This window comes from Mycobacterium syngnathidarum (assembly GCF_001942625.1).
Classification (GTDB): domain Bacteria; phylum Actinomycetota; class Actinomycetes; order Mycobacteriales; family Mycobacteriaceae; genus Mycobacterium; species Mycobacterium syngnathidarum.
Genome location: NZ_MLCL01000089.1, coordinates 402,756 through 420,736 on the forward strand (window position 1 = coordinate 402,756; position 17,981 = coordinate 420,736).

The window sequence follows — 17,981 nt, forward strand, 5'->3', positions numbered from 1 at the left end:
TTCTCGTTCACCGGTTGATGGTCCTTTCCAGGACGGCCGGGCGATCCTGTACGACCACGACATCTGGGAACTGCGCGAGCAATGCGCAGACGAATGCCGACCGCATCACCTTCAGGTCGTTGAGCAATTCGATGTGGCTGAGAGTTCCGTTCTTGCACAACTGTTCCCAGGCCACGACGATCATCCATGCGGGCACCAGGTGAGGTCCGGCGGCATGTGCGCGGGACCGCTCGGTCTCCACCCACACCCCCATATGGTCGAACGACGTCACCCAGTTGGTGCGCTTGTTGCTCAAGGTCTCGATGACATCGCTGCCGGTGACCACCTCCGTGATGCGCTCCAGCAGGTCGTCGTCGAGTTTGACCGCTGACTTGCGGCTCAGTCTCGCTTCACGACTCATTCCTCTTCGCCTCCAATCGTCAATCGGTTCTTGATGTCCCGGTACGCCTGCACGCGGGCCATCACCGCATCGACCGCCGAGTCCTGCTGCATGGTTTCTGGGGTGGCCTCAATGCCGTACAACATGGCACTCAACTTCGCGTGCAGTTCGGCGCGCTGGTCTGCGACCCGGGCGTCCTCGCGTTCGGTGCGTAGCGACTTGTCGATCAGTTGCGCTTCCTTGGCGCACTTGCCGACGAGTTCCACCCGCTCGATCGCGGCGCGTTCCAGATTCGCGATGGTGGACTTGGCCTCGGCAAGGATCTTGCGGTCCTCGGCACTGGGTTTGTCCAATGCCGAGAGCTTGCCCGTCACCGCACCCAGGGCGTGCGCCTTTTCGAAATTGTCCGTGATCCCCTTGATGTCAGCACTGAAGTCGACATCGCCCAGCCATCCGGCGCGGGCGGCTTCGGACGCCGTCACCTGCCTGACCGCGCTCAGCGCGGATTCCAGGCGTGCGGCATTGTCCTTGCCGAGCGTGTCGATGCGGCGTCGCTTTTCCTTGCGCACCCGCTCTTCGCGTTCACGCTTGGCGGCCGCAGCCCGCGCCGCCTGCTGCGCTCGTTCCCGTTCGTGCGCCTCATAGCTGTGCTTCTCCAGGGCAACGGTGATCTTGTAGGAAATCCAGCCCAGCATCACCACCGCGGTGATGACCCCGAGGGCGATCCAGACCGGCTTCGGCGCCAGGGCGATGAGCACGATGACGAAAAAGACCAGTCCGCCGACGGCATTGGACCCGTCTGAGGAACGTTTGCCGCTCATCTCTCCTCCTGTCGTTGATTCGCTTGGGCCAGAACGACTCCACGGCGGTAATCCGCTGGCGCTCGCGGGGAGCCGGCCAGTATCACACCGACCACCGACAAGCGTTCGGATACGCCGACGGGCACACGGCTTGTCGGGGGCGCCGGTTATCCTGACGATGCGTCAAGAGTTGCCGTCACCAGCTCCGACTGGACGGCCCTGACGCGAGTGCCCCGACGACACGAAGGGAGCCACCATATGAGCGATTCCCCCGAGGGTTACGACATCATCGGCGATGTGCACGGATGCGCCACACAGCTGAAGGCGTTGCTCGCCGAGCTCGGATATCGGAGAACCAGCAGAACAAGCGAATATCGGCACCCCCAACGACAGGTCATCTTTGTCGGCGATCTGATCGACCGCGGCGGCGAACAGCTGGAGGTGCTGCAGATCGCCAAGGACATGGTCGCCGCCGGCAGCGCGAAGATCGTGATGGGCAACCACGAGTTCAACGCGCTGGCCTACGACACCGAATGGCCGGCGGGCAGCGGCAAGTACCTGCGTGCGCATTCTGCAAAGAACACCAAGCAGCACAAGGCGTTTCTCGATCAGGTCGCCGGCGCTGACCGCCGTCGGTACCTGGAGTGGTTCACCACCATTCCGCTGTGGCTGGATCCGGGCGGCCTGCGGGTCGTGCATGCCTGCTGGCACCAGGATTCGATCGCCGTCGTCGAAAAGCAGTGCGGCTCGAGCACACCGTTCGGCGATACCAATCACCTCGTCGCCGCCACCGACAAAGACCATCCGCTGTACGACGCGATCGAGATCCTGCTCAAGGGTCCGGAGATCAGCCTGGTCGACCGCGGCCAACCCGTGTACCACGACAAGGACGACATCCCGCGTGAGAATGCACGGGTGCGGTGGTGGAACAGTGAGGCCCGCACGCTGCGGGACATCGCGGAAATGGGTGGCAATTTCACCACCGAAAGCGGTGAGCCCTACCCGCCACTCCCCGAATTGGAGCTGTCCGGCGCCGATCGGACTTACGTCTATCCGGCGGGTGTGCCGGTGTTCTACGGGCACTACTGGCGGCAGGGTTCGCCCAAGCACCTGCACGACTGGACCGATTACACCGCGTGCGTGGACTTTAGCGCCGTGAAAGGCGGCGCCTTGACGGCCTACCGCTGGTCAGGCGAAAAGCGGATCCGCCCAGAGCATTACGTGCCGTCGGCCTGAATGCGGCGCCGGCGCGGTGCCCCTCACTTCATTGCCAGTCATCCAACGCCCACCAGCAAACAGAAGCAGAGTTGTCGGTGGCCACCGATAGAATTGCTTTATGCAGGTGATACGGGCGATCTATCCACTTCTGGACCGCGATATAGCCACAATAGCTACGCATCAGAATCCCTGCGGGCCGGTTCTGGAGCGCACCGAGATTCCGATCGAGGGGGTAGGTGTAATAGGCGTCATCACCGAGGTGCCGGACGACGATACAAGGTATGCGTTCACCGATGTGCTGCTGGCGCGCTACCGGGATGGCGAGTTGACGGCGCCAGTTCCCATCGCCGGCTCAATGTGTGAGAGCCCGGTGGCACGATGCATGCACGAGCACTGGTGCGACCTGGAACGGCTGATCCGTTGTGTGCAAGGCGATACCAAGACGCTCTGCGTCCTGGACATCGACTGGGAGATCGATGAGGACGACGAATCGTCCGACGAGACCTCCGGCCTCGATCCGGGGCTCACCCCACGGATCCTGGAGATTTGCCAATGCGCGGAAGGAAGGCCCGTGACGCGGTAACGGCGTCGCGCAACGAGTCACGGCCGGCGGATTCGACCATGCACCGCGTCTTGCGGGCGAGACGGGCCGCTCCGGGCTTTCGCGTTGTTCGAGTAGAAGTCGAACATGCGAAAGGACAAGCCGTCAGTTTCGGTGTGCGCCGAGGTTCCGTTGTCTACCGTGTCGCGCATGGGTGGTCATCTCTTCATCATCAACGGCGATCTCAACAAGATCGCGTGCGACGCAGTGCTGCTGCCCACGGACGCATTCTTCAACATTGAGTCGAAGTGGGATCGCCTGAGCAAGGACCACCAAACCGAAATCGAAGAATACCGGACCAGGTACAAAGGAACCGACTGGGACGGGCAGGCCGTCCTACCCCTGAGGACACGACCCAAGAAACCCCAGGTGTGGCTCGGCAATGTCGGCCAGGCTGGCGTTAAATCTCAGTTCTCCACGTTCGCCCCGACCGTCAAGGAGTTCGTCAAGCGCGCCGCAAAGAAACCAGAGGACACGCCAGAGCGCATCTACAAGTGGCCGCGGCGGCGCCTGGCGGTCAATGTGGTGGGTTCCGGCGAGGGCGGCGGCCGAGGCACGAAAGGCAACCTGGCACTCGGCCTGGTCGAGACTCTGAGCAAACTAGCGCACAAGCGCAACGTCGACATCATCCTGGTGGCCTACGGCGAAAAGCCCTACGCGGCTGTGCAATGGGCGCGGCGCCGATACCTCAGCAGTGGGAAAGTGGCCGAAGCCTGGCCGTTGCGCGACGGGCTTCGGCGCAAGGCGGGCGACCTTGCCAAGGATGCCATCGAGCGGCAACTGGTGCTGTTCATCGGCGCCGGAGTCAGCGCCGGTGCCGGGGTAGATACCTGGAAGGGCCTGCTCGAGACCATGGCCGTCGAAGCCAAGTTCAAAACGAAAGAGCGTAAACGACTCTCCCAGAAAGACCTACGCGACCAGGCGACACTAGTTGAAGGTCGGTTTGAGTGCGACACCGACAGTTTCAAGAAGCGTGTCGCCGACCGCATCGGTGAGGTGACGCACTATTCACTGGTGCATGGACTACTTGCCTCGCTGCCGAGCAAGGAAGCGGTCACGACAAATTTCGACCGGCTATTCGAAGACGCTGCCTCGATTCACGGCAAAGAGATCGCGGTCCTGCCCAAAGACCCTCGGCAGACGGATGGCCGGCTGCTCCTCAAACTGCATGGCAGTGTCGACGACCACGAGAAAATGATCCTGACGCGATCCGACTATCTCAGGATGCCACGTCAATATGGCGCGTTGATGGGCCTGGTGCAGGGCCTGTTGATGATGCGCACGATGGTGTTCGTGGGTTATTCGTTGAGCGACGAGGACTTTCACGATCTCATAGACGAGGTGCGAGCAGCCCGTGGCGATCACGCAGAAAGCCGGAACGGAACCGTCCTGACATTGCACGACGACCCGCTCGAGCGGCAACTCTGGCAGAAAGATCTGGACACCGTACCGATGGTCGTCGATGGCGAAGACAAAAACGACTTCCCCAGCGCGGCTCGCCAGCTTGAGATCTTCCTCGATCTCGTTGGTCATCTGGCAACCACGTCAGCTGCATTCTTCCTTGATGACTCCTACGCCGACCTCGCCAAGACCGAATACGAGTTGGTTGGGCCGCTCAAGCAACTCGTAGACCTGACCGCGGAAAGCAAGCTGAACGGCGTCGGAAACCAGGTGAGGAAGTTCCTGACCGAGCTGGGCGCTGACTACCGCACGAAATCGGTCGACACGTAACCGCCGACCTGACCGCCTGAGGTGTCAGTGTGCCATTCGTTGCCGTGTGACGATTGCCGGGACAACGCACCCACGCCGCTTTCCCGAATTATGTTGTGCTCATACCCCGTTAATGCCGCCAGCAGTGTCGCTACAAAGGCGGTCTGTCGGCGGGACGGGCGTTAGGGTGTTTGTGCACCGCATCCACCGTCGCGAGAAACAAATCATCGTCCAGTGCATACTCAGGCGCCTCGCGATTCGCCGCCACCCGAACCCGCCAGAATGCGAGGCCACGCAGAAGGTCCACGCCCGCCCATTCGGGGATCTTTCCGGACGCTGCGATCTCCTCTACGAGCGGATCGAGTACCTTGACCAGCGCACTGGGACTTCCGCCCAGTCGCTTGTAACCGTCGTACCTGCGGGCCCACGCGATGAGTGCACGTGGGTCGAATGTCCGATCGCGTAGCGCTTCGCAGAAGCCACTGGTATCGAGCGGTGTGTAGGAACTTGACTCACCCACATTGTCCCCCTTGAGGATCCAAGAACTCATTCCTTCTGGGCGGCGGCCCGGCTCCACGGCGCCGCCCAGTCCCTGAGGTCAGCCGTCGGCCAACTCGGAGCGTTGGTCGACAGTGAACGCGGGCATTGGTGCCTCCGCGTCGATGAGCTTCGCGCCCCGATACCTGCGGACGTTGTCGGATGCTGCCACCCAGGCCTCGCGGGATTTCCCTCGTGCGTAGGTGACAGCCTGGTCAGCCTTGACGCCCAGGCCCCCGCCCACCTCGACAGCGTCTTGGTCGGCACCCATGTAGAGAAACTCCCAGCCGTGTTCGTTGGTTTGTTGCTCGACAAGGGCTTTGATGTCCGGCCGTCGCCATTCGCTGCTCGCGTTCTCGTGACCGTCGGTCATGATCGCGACGACCACCGTGCCCGGCTTCTCGTCCTCGGGCAGCGCGTCGATCTGTGCGCCAGTGTCGGTGATGAGCTTGCCCATCGAGTCCAGCAGCGCGGTACGCCCGCGGGGATCCAGCGCCAACGACGGCACCTGATCGAGTGGAATTCCTTGGTAGACGACCTCGTAGTCGTGGTCGAACTGAGCCAGGGTCGCCACGCACTGCCCGTCGGCGGTGCGCTGTTCGGCGAGGAAGGCGTCGAACCCTCCGATGACGTCGGACTTGATGGACTGCATCGACCCGGACCGGTCGAGCAGGAAGATGAGGTGGGTGAGATTCGAATTGGCCATGATCGTTCCTTTCCGGAAGCGCTAGGAGCGCTTGGTGTTTCGGCGCGGTTTGAACCGCATCGGTTCGGTGGGTGGAGTGGGCGGCAGCGGCGTACGGGCGTACTTGTCATTCCGGGCGCGTCTGACGTCCTCGGCGGTGACGCGGCCGCCGGTGGTTGCGTACGGGGCCAGCCTGGGCGTGTTGGCCAGGCGGGGCCCCACCGCGTTTTCAGTGAGGCCGGCGCTCTTCCCCGCCGCCGCGAGCGACATCTCGTCGTCGACGACGGCACGGGCCAGCTGCTCGTCCAAGAGCTTGCCGACCTCGGTCAGAACCAGCCGCAGGTGTTGCAGGGATTCCGCAGTCTCGTTGGCGGTTTCAGCAGCGGCCAGGTGGCGACGGATCTGCTCGTACGGATTGGACATGACCAACCATACCGCAGAAACTGCGGATACCGCAATAACTGCGGACATGCCTTTACAGCCCTGCGGCGGTAGCCCCGTAGGCCGCCTGCGCCGGGGTGTACCCCTCGTACTCGAGTTGGTTGATCAGTCCGCTACGCGAGAACCCCGAATAGTCCAGGTATGCCTTGGCAGCTTTCGCGGCTTGCGCATTCCAGTCGACGGCGATGCTATCGACGGCGAAAGTCGCGTCCGCGGTCGAGAAACCCTCGTATTCCAATTGCTTGATGAGCCTCTGACGCGAGAAGGCGCTGTAGTCGAGGTATTGCTTGGCGCTACGCACCGGCTTGCGCTGGCTCACCGACGAGACCGGTTCCAATGGGATCGTGGGCCCGGACAGAGCCCGGATATCTGGCTCGCTTTGCTCGTCGATGCTGGTGACGACACTGGCCAACTGCATCGGAGAGCCGGCCACGTCGGGTCCAGCGACCCCGACAACGTTGGCCGCCCACAAGCCGGTGCAACAGATGGCCAACAGCATGCCGGCGGCAAGGGCGCCACGATTCTTTCTCGTCACGGTGCGTGATCGGGCGCTCGGAGGCATAGTCGCGGCAGTGTGCGCGAGGTAGGTAGTCATCGTGTGCTCCATCCGTTGTTCGCTCGCACACGCGAGCCGAACAGAATGACAGAGCCGACCGACAAGTAACTGCGCTGCGGTCGTCGTGCGACAGGGTTTCGAAGATCGGCGTCTGCTGAATCCATTAGAGCTAGGACCGACCCATCCGCTTGGCCATCAACCGGTTCTACGGCTCGTAATGCTTGGGTCGAGGACCGCAGACTGGGCGGAGTTCAGCGCGACCCAGCTGAGGTGTCGAGGTGCCCATAACCGGGACGCCGATCGGTCCGCCAAAATCACTCGACAAACCGGGAGGGAGCAAAGTTGCGCACACCGATTCACGCACTCGGCCACCCGCTTTGACCGTAGGCTCAGCGACATGCAGGCAGAGACTCGGACGCTGACGCAGCTTTTCCAATTAGACGTTCGCTACGTCATCCCGCTCTACCAGCGACCGTACGTTTGGACCGAGCAGAAGCAGTGGAGTCCGCTGTGGCAGGACATCGCGACGGTCGCCGAGCACGTCTTGGCCGAAGGCGCGAGTTCAAAGTCACCTGCCCACTTTCTCGGCGCAATAGTTATCGAGCAGGAGGAGAATCCACCCGGTTCTCCACAGCGTTATCTCGTTATCGATGGGCAGCAACGACTGACGACGCTTCAGCTCCTGCTCGCGGCGGCGGCGCGCACTGCTCACGCAATGGGTTGCCCCGCGCAAGGCGACTTACTAGGGCGTCTCACCCTCAACAACGAGCTTCTTGCCACGGGGGACGACCGCTTCAAGGTGTGGCCGACCAACGCAAATCGGGAGGCCTTTCGACAAACGATGGAAGCCGACGGATCGCATCCGTCCAAACCTCAGAGGCCAGGAAGCGAGATCCAGGACGCCTATGCCTTCTTCTGCCAACAGATTGCATCCTGGGTCGCCGACGGCGAACCGAGTTCCCCACCCGCGTCGACGCCGCCGATCAAACAATTCGAAGCACTTCGAGTCACGCTCGGAGATCTGCTGAAGCTCGTCTCCATTCGTCTTGAAGACGGCGACAATCCGCAAGTCATATTCGAAACGCTGAACGGACGCGGTACGCCCCTGATCGCCCTTGATCTGCTGAAGAACGCGGTATTCCTGAAGGCAGAGCGCGAAAACGCTGATACCGACAAGCTTTACGCGCAGCACTGGGAGCCGGAGTTGGACCGCGAATATTGGAGGGAGAGCCGGCGAACCGGCCGCCTGTTCACGAAGAACGGCGACCTCTTCCTTCAGTACTGGCTCGTGGCCGAGCTTGCGGAGCCGGTCGCGGCAACCGAACTCTTTGACATCTTCCGCGCCAAGATTCTGCAGCCTGCCTCCTGCCCGCCAATGACCGAGCTCATCCCCACGCTGACACGCGATGCAGCTGCACTCCGCTGGTTCCAGAGCACTGACGCTGCCCCTAGCGACAGGCGGTTCCGTGACTTGCTCGAGCTATTGGATACCACGACGTTGATGCCGATAGCCCTCACGCTGCTTCGCTCCGAAGCAGTCACAGCCGAACGTCGCGCGCGAGCGTTTCGAATCCTTGAGAGTTTTCTTGTGCGCCGGATGATTTGCGGCGGGACCACGAAGAATTACAACCGCCTCTTTGCGGCGTTGGTTGGCGACGTCAAGGCCGATTTGCCCCACGCGGACGATGTTCTGGCATCACGACTGGCAGCCGAAACAGCGCCAGCCAATCGATGGCCAAGCGACAGTGAACTCCACAGCGCGATACTCACCCGCGACATGTACGGACAGCGGCGCCAAGACCGGCTGGTAATGGTACTTCATCGCATCGAAGAGCACCTCCGAGCGATAGATAGCAAAACCGAGCAACACCTCGGTATGGCGAGCAATCTGACCTTGGAGCACCTGATTCCGCAGACGTGGGAACCGCACTGGCCACTCGACGAGGCTCAAGAGGATCCGCTCGCGTGGCGCACCGCACATCTGCACAAGTTGGGCAATCTGACATTGACCACTGGCGCCCTCAACTCAAGTTTGTCGAACGCACCTTGGCATTCGCCGCTTCAATCAAAAGACAAGCGCCGCAGTCTCGTTGAGCACAGCCTGCTGAAACTAAATTCGACTGTCACCGGTCAACATCCAGAGTCCTTCACCGAGGCCGATGTCGACAGGCGCAGCACTTATCTGGCCAGCCTCATCGCGCACATTTGGCCAGGCCCCGAAGAGGCCGAAGCCATCCCCTCAGCTCCCACGCCGTCAACTACTCAACCGACCCCAGCACCGTCAGAGACCGCAAGCGGTCCCTTCGGTCCGGCTGAGTTGCCAATGGAGAACGCGTCAACACCTCCCGGGCTCCGCGACCGCATCCGCGAGTTGCTCCGCAGTGGTCTAAGTACGAGCGATACTTCAGACCGCCTCGGTGGCGGGCGCGATTTGTGGTTGATCGTGCTCGAAGAGGAAGCAACGCTCACTAATGAGGTTCTGACCCGCGCACCAAGCCCAGCCGATGCGGTCGCTCTGCGCGATGGTCAAAACATGCGTTGGGAGCGAGTCGCCGCGCGACTCTATGGCAATGCCCGTCGCGTCGGTGCTGCACAACGCCTTTACGACCAAGCCAAAGGTGAAGGCGCAGCGAAGCGCTCATACACTGGAAAAGGCCGCATGTTTCCAGAGATGGAACCATGACCAGTGTCGGTAGAAGGCAAGGTTGCGGCATTCCAGACTTCCCCAAGCCCCAGCTGTCCCGACCGATATGAGTGCCTACGGACGTTGTCGCTGTGACACCAAGATCGAGGTGAGCGATAGCCATCAGCAGGGTTCCACAGTCAAATACTGGCCGCCAGAATCGGTGGACTACTGGCGATGATCGTGACCGAAGGATTTCAGTCACACTGATCGCATACACCCGTCACAGGCAATGTGGTGAAGTGAATGGGGCAAAGCTTCGGTGGTTCCGCCAACTTGGTTTGCATGTGTTTCCATTCGCGCGCGGCTTTCGCCTTAGGCGTGAGCATCGGTTCGCCACCTCCCGAGGGCAGCTCCGCGCCGAAGTATCGGTAGCACTCAAGTCGCGTCCTGGCTGCATGGTCGTCGAGCTGGTCAAGATTCATCGATTCCACGTCACCAAGAAGTTGGGGGACATTGCTGTAGCCATTTCCTACCGTGCCATCCGCAGTCACACATAGTGCGCTGAGGTGAGGGATGTCGTTGTCGCGACAGTGGTAGACAACGCGCTGCAACAGACCGCCAATCCAGTTCGTCAACAACCCCTTGTGTCCGATCCCCGAACGGGTTTGGACAGCGTTCGACAGTTCGGTATACGTGACGAAGCCGTTGTACTTCTTCGCCGTCTCCATCAGGACTTCGATCGCGATCGGTTTCCATGCGTCGAACGCCTCGTTCATAGACACGAACCCGCCGTAATTGTCATAGGGCATATTTCACTCCTTGGTGACACTCATCCCAAATCTGATTTGCGTCTCGTTGCCTGCGACATTGCAGCCGCCAAACACCACTCCACGTCGGTATGGGGCCGACGCTGTTCCGCCTCGCGAGTGCTACGAGATTCCCTAAGGCGGCACGCTGTCTGGCAATAACGACTCCACCACACCGCACAGATACTCGATCTCAGCGGCTGAGGGTTGCAGCTCAAACGCATGGACGTGGCACGCGGCACTGAGGCGATTCCACGCGATCGCCGCGCCGTCGGCCGCCTCCTCGGTGTCCAACGAACGCAGGACTACGAGCTGGCTTCTGGTATTCGCCCACGGGGCGGGTGCACCCACGCCGGCGCACCGCAGTTCGATGATCTCCTCCAACGCCTGACGCGCCAGAAAGGCCGCCATGCGCGACGAAAGACCGTCAGCGCGTGACTGTTTGACGATCCGCTGGGCATGCCGCAGCAGTTCGGTTGCGCTCATCGCCGGCCCAGGAGATCGTTCACGGTACGTTCGAGCTCGCGCACGTCCTCCTTTGTCAGATTCTCGATGCTCCCGTGGGCACCGGCATTCCCGATGTCCAGCACGTTCTTTCGCCCGCGCCGGGCGTTGAGCCACGGCGTCACATCTGCCTGCTCATCGCCGTGGACAGCGAGCGCCAGGCGGTTCCGCGTTTTCTTCGCTGACTGCCATTGCGATTCGGCAGCCACCCGGGACTGTCCCGCCGACAACTGGCGTGCGTAATGTGCCTGTTTGGCCGCCGATTCCAACGCCATCCGAAACAGGTTCGGCGCCACCCGTCCTTTAATGTCATCGGGTAGGCCGTTGTCTTGAACCATCGCGAAAGCATCGTCGACAAGCCGACGCGCCGGGTCCGTGTTCCGACGGGTCGTGACTTTCGAACCGGCTTCCCGAACCACGTCGACGAGTCGCGCCTCGACACCGGTGTCTCGGATGACAGACGCCAACCGATCGTCATGGGAAAAGACCACGATCTGGTGAGTGCGGGCGATACTCGTAAGCACACGGACGAATCCGTCGATCTTGGCCGGGTCCATGGCTTGAATCGGATCATCGAGAATCACAAACCGGAACGGGCTTTTGACCGACGTGGCCCTCGGCAGGAATAGCGCCAGCGCGACGGCGTTCTGCTCACCTTGGCTCATGACCGAAAGGGCCTGGGTCGGCTCACCGTCCACGGAACCGGTCAGCACTGCCTTCCGCTGGGTGGCCGTTCCCTTCAGGGTGATCTCGCCGAGATCGACATTGCTCTCTTGTCGTAGCTCACTCCAGATCTGCCGCGATTGAGCCGCAATGGGTTTGAGTCGGAGGTTGCGAAATGCTGTCCCCTGCTTGTTGGCCCAGTTCTTGGCGGCCGTGGCCGCCTTGTACCGCGCATCGAGCTGCTGAGCCCTGCGCTCCTCCGGCACCCACGCAGCCACCTGTGCCGCCAGCGGCGCCCAGGCGTCTTCGCGGCCGGCCAGAACTTGACCGGCTTCGGTTTTCAGCAGTTCCGCCGCGCTGAGGGCATCGGTCAGCGCCGATTCCAACTCGGCCACTCTCGCGACGTCGTTCACGGGGATTTCCCCGGCGTGTTCAGCTGCGGTGTTGTACAGCGCAAGCGTCTGCAGATCGACCTCCGGGGCTGCCGGGACCGGCCCCAGTCGTGCCGTCAGCTTTTGAATATCTGCCTGCACGCTCTTGAGATCATTGACAGCTGCGCGATATTCGGCGACCGAAGCTTCGCCGTCGACGAGTGCGGTGCGCGCCTGCTCGGCCCAGTCCTGGTCCAGCCGGCCTTCACCGCACACCGGGCAGTCGGTGTCCCCGGCACGCGTGTGGTAGTCGAGTGCGCTGCGGAGAAGTTCCACCCGGTCTGACGCCAGTGCCGCGATCGCGACTTCGCTGCGGCGTAGGTTGTCCAGTGAAGTTCGCAGCCGAGCCAGACATGATCCAATGCCATCGACAGACGGCACCACCATCTCACTGAGCTGGCGAAGCGCCGCGACGATGCTTGTTTCGGGCTGGTTCGCCCCGGTGACTATCGCCAGAATCTCATCGAGTGGCCGTACATGCTTCTTCAGCAGCTTCACCAGGCCTGCCGCTCGCTCATCTTCCGACGACAACAGCGCCGCAATAGCTTCCTTCCGCAGGACGTCGGCGGCGTCCTTCACCAGTTTGACTTCTTTGAGATCGGTGGCCAGCCTCTTCTCAACGACCGAAAGCACCTCCAGTCCAAGGAGTTTGGCGAGCGCGTCATACAGAGCCGAAGGCCCACCGTCGAAGAGGCGGCCAAGTTCGTCGTAGGACAACACCGGACGGCAGCGCTGCAACGGATGTGTCCAGCCGAGGTTGTCGATACCGGCGACGCGGTCTTCGCCGTCCTGTTGGGTCCACAGCGTGCAGTCCGTCAGCTCCGCATCGGCTGCCCAGTCGACGCCGATGGTGACCGGGCCGCTGCCTTCGCGGGTGAACCGGACCCGCAGCGCGCAGGGATTGGATTTGTGCAGATTTCGCCACGACTCCGACCACAGCGCTTGCTTCCTCCGCCAGCGATAGCTCGAGCCGGTCAGGGCCAGTTCGACAGCTTCAGCAAAACTTGATTTGCCCGAACCGTTGCGGCCACTGATCACGGTCAGGCCCGGACCGGGGTGCAGGTCGAGTTTGGCCGTGGAACCGATGCCCCGGAAGCCGGACACCGTGATGTTGGTCAGGTAGGTCGAGGACCAGTCGGTCTCCGCGCTGCCGTCGACTTCATCGGTAACTTCGGCGAGCGCGCCCAACACCAGGTTGCGGGCCGATTCGTCCAGCTCACTGTCGGCATCGAGCAGCTCCAGAATGGCCTCCTGGACAGACTGCTCCATCTCACTGTCGGCGCGGTCAATTTCTTCCACGCGACGATTGAACTACGTGCCACCGACGGCCGTGCTCAATTGATGACAGTCAGCCTTGCGTGCCGCAAGCCCCGTAGATGCAGTCTCGAAAAGTAAGGCTCACTACAGCTCGAACCACTCAAGAGGGGGGTCGCGGTTGGCCACCGCTGTAACAGTCAGCGAGGCTGCTGGGTCTATCCGGCTAGGGTCGAGTAGTTCGGTGGCGAGACTGGCCCCTGTCTCCTCGCGCAGGCAGCACTAAGCAGGGATTATGCAGGACGTCACCTGCGACCTCATTTGCACAAGGCAACCCGCGTTGTCGCGCTGCGCTGCTATACAGATGGCGCAAGACTTTGAGGGGACGAAAGATAGCCATGAGTATCGACATGATGGGAGATGACGTCCGACCACGAACGTGGTCCGACGCCTTCCCGTGGCTCGCTGGTGCTTCCGGCGTCGGAGCTGTCGGTTGGTGGAGTGACAAGATCGAGGACACTGACCCCGCCACGCGGCAGTCACGGCTCAGCACGATTTCAGCGCTGGCAATGGAGCGTTTGACCCGATGGACGATCGGTGAGATTTTCCCCGGCCTGCCACCGGACATCGACATTATCGGCCTGGACATACCCGTGCGTGCACGAAACGTATTTGGGAAATACGGACGTTCTAAACCAGGCCGCCTCCAGGCGACGACTCTGCAAGACATGCTTAGCTGGAATCAGATGGGAGTGGGGACTGCCGATGCGGTCTTGCAGGCTTTAGCGGATGTATCGACCGCCGCCGCAACACCTCAAATCAACGCCGCGCCGAGGAGTAGGTCGGAATCAGACGCAGGCGACTACGGCTCCTCGCAATTACCTGGTTGGGTCTCATCCTTGGTGCAAGACCTCACCACTGTGGCCACCTGGAACACCACCGTCGGAACACTCGATCAACCGTTGCTTAGTGGCCCAGCAACGCCGGGGACTCCGGATGAGGTCATTAAGGCGCGCCAGCGCATCGAACGACTACGCGCGGGTGACATCTTCAACGAGCGAGAAACTGAGCGCGACATCGCCGCGCTGTTTGGCGGCGCCCTGAGTGTTCTCGACACCCGTGCAATCGAAGTGCTCGGCGCTCGCCTTTTCGCCGACGATCCTCCGACTCTTGACCAGCTCGGTCAGAAGTACGAAGTGACCCGCGAACGAATCCGCCAGATCGAAGGTAAGGCGCGCGGAACCATGCTGACGGTGGTTTCCGAAGAAGGCCCGCTAGCGATGGCCGCCGAGAGCGCGCGCAGCCTGATCGGAACCATTCGACCACTAGACGATCTTCTCGAGATGATGCCGGCGCTTGGCAAAGAAGTCGAGGGGGTCGGTCAACCCGCCTGGCGAGTGCTCGACCGTCTGGATGACGCCTACGAGATCGAAGACGGATGGTGTGTTGTACCCACGATGAGTGCGGCATTAGAAATAACCCGAACACAACTTGCGGAACGTGCCAACCAGTACGGTGTCGCCCGGCTCGATGAACTGGACCTCGTTGGTTCGAGCCATCCGGATCGGCGGCCTGACGTCACGGCATCGTGGTTGGTTCACTGCGGGTACGTCATAAGCGGCGAATACGCACTCGCCCGGACATCGTCGGTGGGCGATTATGCAGCGGCCGTACTGTTTCTTGAAGGCTCACCGCTCAGTCCCGAAGAAATAGTCGACCGCTTTGTCTTCGATCGCAGCGCTCGTTCCTTAGGGAACGCGCTGGGTGGAGACGATCGCTTCGAGAGAGTCGATCGCGATCGTTGGGCTCTCAAAGAATGGGGGCTTGAGGCGTACACGGGTATTCGGTCCATGATCCGCGAGCTCGTTGCCCAAGCCGGCGGGCGCGCACGTTTGGACGACATTGTCGAGCACATCACTAGCCGATATAGCGTCAGCGCGAGCAGCATCACCGCGTATGCAGCTGCCGCACCATTCATGACGAAGAGTGGAATCGTACAGCTGGGCGGCGAACGGACCGCCCGCAAATCGCCACGCCGAACACGACGGCTATTCAGGCAACCCGACGGCTGGGCATACCGCGTACGCATCACGACCGATCACCTGCGCGGCAGCGGTTCCGTCGCTCCGATGGCCATTTCCAGCATCCTCAATCTCAACGAAGGGCAGGTTCAGCAGCTCGAATCGCCGCTTGGACCCCAATCGATTGCGTGGACAGGAATTCAACCCTCCTTCGGAACGATCCGTCGATTCCTCATGAATGACGACGTGGCGGCCGGCGCTGAAGCATTCCTTATCATTCGTGACAATCACACCTTCAATTTCGAATTAGCACCTCCCTTGGCCGGCGACCCGCTCGCTGACGCCCTTACGCTCGTCGGCGCGGAGACGACAACTGACCCTGAGAATGCCCGCACTTCCTTGGCAGCAGCTATCGAATTACCCGAGGATGCCCCTGTCTCCAGCATCATTGGTGAATACCGCGCGCGTGGTGATGACGACGTCGCAGACTTGCTTGTTGCAGCACGCGAATTCCTCGAGACTGGGCATGTTCCAGCCAAAGGAACTCACAACGCTGACGTCGACCAGATTCTGGACCTTCTATGACCGATGCACCGCGCGGTCTGCGATCCCTCACCCTCAACGACCGGTATCGCAGCGACAAGGAAGATGTCGTCCGAAACTTCTTTGTCCCAGCATTCACCGTGGCATCGAGCTACAGCCGAGCAGTTGGTTACTTCAGCTCAACGAGCCTGGCTCTCTATTCACGCGGTATCGACCTATTCGCCGAGCGTGGCGGATCGATGCGTCTCATCGCATCACCTCACCTCAACGAGGACGACATCGTGGACATCGAACGCGGCTATGGCGTACGCGCAGTGCTCGAGCGAACAACACTGCGGGAGCTAGAGAACGACGACCAGCCGGACACGGTTCTGGACAGTTTGGGGCTAATCGGACGACTCATCGCCGACGGTCGACTTGATATCAAGCTTGCATTTGTCGAGCGAGAGGGTCGGGTCGGCATCTACCACGAGAAGATCGGGATTTTTCGTGACGACCTTGGGGACTTGATTGGGTTCACTGGAAGTAGCAACGAAACGTACGGCGGACTATTAGCCAACTTTGAGTCGGTTGAGGTCTACCGCGGGTGGGTCGCCGGAGACGGTGCACGAGCCCTGCGCCTCGAAGCCGACTTCCAATCTCTTTGGTCGAACGAGACGCCGTATCTCAGCGTGGAACGGTTCCCCGACATCGCACGTGAGCGACTCATCAAGTTAGGGAACGAGCGGCCGCATCGCCCACTGCCTGGCATCGATATTGCGTTCGCACCCGCGCCGGTGGAGCTTGGCAACGCGAGCCGCCTAGCAATCCCAGAAGCGCTCGAAGTCCGGCCGTATCAACGGGACGCTGTCATGGCTTGGCTTGGACAGCAGGGACGCGGCATCCTCAAGATGGCCACCGGCACCGGGAAGACGAAGACCGCGATGGTCGCCGCTACGAAGCTTGGTGATCTGCACCGCGAGCGTGAAGAGCCGCTAATCGTCCTGATCTTGGCTCCATTGACGCACTTGGTTGATCAATGGATTTCCGAGGTTGACGACTTTGGTGTACGACCCGTGGCCGTTTATGAGTCCAGCGAGAAGTGGCTCCCGATCATTGAAGATCAGCTCGCAGCAGCACGGATGGGCCAGCGCCCGGTCGTGGCGATGATCGCCACCTATGCTTCGTTCTCGGGGCAGCGGTTCCAATCGATCTTGTCGCGCATCGCACAACCACTGCTCATCATCGCTGACGAAGCACATAATCTGGGCTCGAAAGCCTTTCGCTCGTCCCTCCCCCAAAACGCAACCTACAGGCTCGGGCTCTCCGCAACGCCCGAGCGCTGGTTCGACGATGAGGGCACAGACTCACTCACCGAATACTTCGGCCAAGTCTGCTTCGAACTAGGACTCGGCGAAGCGATTGCGATGGGGGCACTCACTCGGTATGTCTATATGCCCAGGCTTGTCGAACTGAATGACGTTGAGACTAGCCTTTACGTCGATCTCTCAGCGCAAATCGCGCAACGCATCGCTTCAGGAGACGACCTTAAGAACTCTGATCCTGATTCGCCGTTGGGGTACTTGCTCCGCCAGCGAGCTGGAGTACTCGGGCATGCCGAAGGCAAAATCGCTGCTCTACGCGCAGATCTGCAAGCGCGACGTCATCAATGGTTCCAACTAATTTATTGCGCCGAAGGACGACGACCATCCGAGCCAGGCGACCCACCGGGACCAAAACAGGTCGATGAAGTCATGCACCTCGTCGGCAATGAACTCCACCTGTCCGGACACACCTATGTATCGGAGACACCGCGGGCAGAGCGAAAAGTTCTCCTGCGACGATTCGGTAGTGGCAACGACCTGCGCTCCCTGATCGCAATGCGCTGTCTCGACGAGGGAGTCGACATTCCGGACGCCCGAGTGGGCTATCTCCTTGCGAGCAGCAGCAACCCACGGCAGTTCATCCAGCGGCGGGGCCGGCTGCTGCGACGTGCCCCCGGAAAGGAACGCGCGGAAATCCTCGACTACTTGGCGGTTCCTGCCGCCGGCGCGCCGATTAACTTCACCGTCGAGCGCTCGCTACTAATCCGAGAACTGGAGCGGGCCAATGAATTCGGGAAGTTATCGGAGAATTATGAGACGACGCTAGAGGCGCTCCGCCCTCTGAAAGAGCGATACCACCTGATGGACATGTAGGCAGCGCCGCAAGCGTGAAATCCCAATGA

The 17,981-nt window shown here is 61.2% G+C and carries 15 protein-coding genes; 6 read left to right on the plus strand and 9 right to left on the minus strand.

Annotated features, from left to right (window positions below; genetic code table 11):
• Positions 1–7 precede the first annotated feature (7 nt).
• Both BKG60_RS27895 and BKG60_RS27900 read right to left on the minus strand, forming a co-directional pair.
• A complete protein-coding gene (locus BKG60_RS27895) occupies positions 8–400 on the minus strand; it encodes a hypothetical protein (RefSeq protein WP_070946292.1) in 393 nt (130 codons plus the stop codon).
• Positions 397–1,200: a hypothetical protein gene (locus tag BKG60_RS27900; protein WP_070946293.1), complete on the minus strand. Its 804-nt coding sequence runs from the start codon at positions 1,198–1,200 to the stop codon at positions 397–399. The genes BKG60_RS27895 and BKG60_RS27900 overlap by 4 nt, the downstream gene beginning before the upstream one ends.
• Positions 1,201–1,437: 237 nt before the next feature.
• Between BKG60_RS27900 and BKG60_RS27905 the strand changes: the two genes are divergently transcribed.
• The 3 genes from BKG60_RS27905 to BKG60_RS27915 all read left to right on the plus strand — a co-directional run bounded on the left by BKG60_RS27905 (position 1,438) and on the right by BKG60_RS27915 (position 4,729).
• Positions 1,438–2,415: a metallophosphoesterase gene (locus BKG60_RS27905; RefSeq protein ID WP_070946294.1), complete on the plus strand. Its 978-nt coding sequence runs from the start codon at positions 1,438–1,440 to the stop codon at positions 2,413–2,415.
• A gap of 100 nt (positions 2,416–2,515) precedes the next feature.
• The gene (locus BKG60_RS27910; RefSeq protein WP_070946295.1) at positions 2,516–2,980 is read left to right on the plus strand and encodes a hypothetical protein; all 465 of its coding nucleotides are present in this window, start codon (positions 2,516–2,518) and stop codon (positions 2,978–2,980) included.
• A gap of 105 nt (positions 2,981–3,085) precedes the next feature.
• Positions 3,086–4,729, plus strand: coding sequence for an SIR2 family NAD-dependent protein deacylase (locus tag BKG60_RS27915; protein ID WP_239252993.1), 1,644 nt, complete (start codon positions 3,086–3,088; stop codon positions 4,727–4,729).
• A 130-nt stretch (positions 4,730–4,859) separates the two neighbouring features.
• Here BKG60_RS27915 and BKG60_RS27920 read toward each other — a convergent pair whose 3' ends face one another.
• Genes BKG60_RS27920 through BKG60_RS27935 form a run of 4 tightly spaced genes read right to left on the minus strand, consistent with a single transcriptional unit; the run spans position 4,860 to position 6,966 of the window.
• Positions 4,860–5,258, minus strand: coding sequence for a hypothetical protein (locus tag BKG60_RS27920; protein ID WP_239252995.1), 399 nt, complete (start codon positions 5,256–5,258; stop codon positions 4,860–4,862).
• A 48-nt stretch (positions 5,259–5,306) separates the two neighbouring features.
• Positions 5,307–5,951, minus strand: coding sequence for a vWA domain-containing protein (locus tag BKG60_RS27925; RefSeq protein ID WP_070946297.1), 645 nt, complete (start codon positions 5,949–5,951; stop codon positions 5,307–5,309).
• A gap of 21 nt (positions 5,952–5,972) precedes the next feature.
• On the minus strand, positions 5,973–6,353 hold the full coding sequence (locus tag BKG60_RS27930; RefSeq protein ID WP_070946298.1) for a hypothetical protein: 381 nt from the start codon (positions 6,351–6,353) through the stop codon (positions 5,973–5,975).
• A gap of 52 nt (positions 6,354–6,405) precedes the next feature.
• The gene (locus BKG60_RS27935) at positions 6,406–6,966 is read right to left on the minus strand and encodes an Ltp family lipoprotein (RefSeq protein WP_075910303.1); all 561 of its coding nucleotides are present in this window, start codon (positions 6,964–6,966) and stop codon (positions 6,406–6,408) included.
• Between the two features lie 358 nt (positions 6,967–7,324).
• On the opposite strand from BKG60_RS27935, the gene BKG60_RS27940 reads away from it, so the two are divergent.
• On the plus strand, positions 7,325–9,610 hold the full coding sequence (locus BKG60_RS27940; protein WP_070946299.1) for a DUF262 domain-containing protein: 2,286 nt from the start codon (positions 7,325–7,327) through the stop codon (positions 9,608–9,610).
• 197 nt (positions 9,611–9,807) lie between these two features.
• Here the strand turns inward: BKG60_RS27940 and BKG60_RS27945 are convergent, their stop codons facing one another.
• From BKG60_RS27945 to BKG60_RS27955, 3 genes are all read right to left on the minus strand, one after another.
• Positions 9,808–10,362 (minus strand): hypothetical protein, encoded by a 555-nt coding sequence (locus BKG60_RS27945; protein WP_083339372.1) that lies wholly within the window; start codon positions 10,360–10,362, stop codon positions 9,808–9,810.
• A 132-nt stretch (positions 10,363–10,494) separates the two neighbouring features.
• Positions 10,495–10,845 (minus strand): hypothetical protein, encoded by a 351-nt coding sequence (locus BKG60_RS27950; RefSeq protein ID WP_070946300.1) that lies wholly within the window; start codon positions 10,843–10,845, stop codon positions 10,495–10,497.
• The gene (locus tag BKG60_RS27955; protein ID WP_239252999.1) at positions 10,842–13,256 is read right to left on the minus strand and encodes an AAA family ATPase; all 2,415 of its coding nucleotides are present in this window, start codon (positions 13,254–13,256) and stop codon (positions 10,842–10,844) included. Before BKG60_RS27955 ends, BKG60_RS27950 begins: the two co-directional genes overlap by 4 nt.
• A 353-nt stretch (positions 13,257–13,609) precedes the next feature.
• Here BKG60_RS27955 and BKG60_RS27960 point away from each other — a divergent pair, with 353 nt between their 5' ends.
• Positions 13,610–15,817: a sigma factor-like helix-turn-helix DNA-binding protein gene (locus tag BKG60_RS27960; protein WP_070946301.1), complete on the plus strand. Its 2,208-nt coding sequence runs from the start codon at positions 13,610–13,612 to the stop codon at positions 15,815–15,817.
• Positions 15,814–17,952 (plus strand): DEAD/DEAH box helicase family protein, encoded by a 2,139-nt coding sequence (locus BKG60_RS27965; RefSeq protein ID WP_070946302.1) that lies wholly within the window; start codon positions 15,814–15,816, stop codon positions 17,950–17,952. Before BKG60_RS27960 ends, BKG60_RS27965 begins: the two co-directional genes overlap by 4 nt.
• The last annotated feature ends 29 nt before the right edge of the window (positions 17,953–17,981 follow it).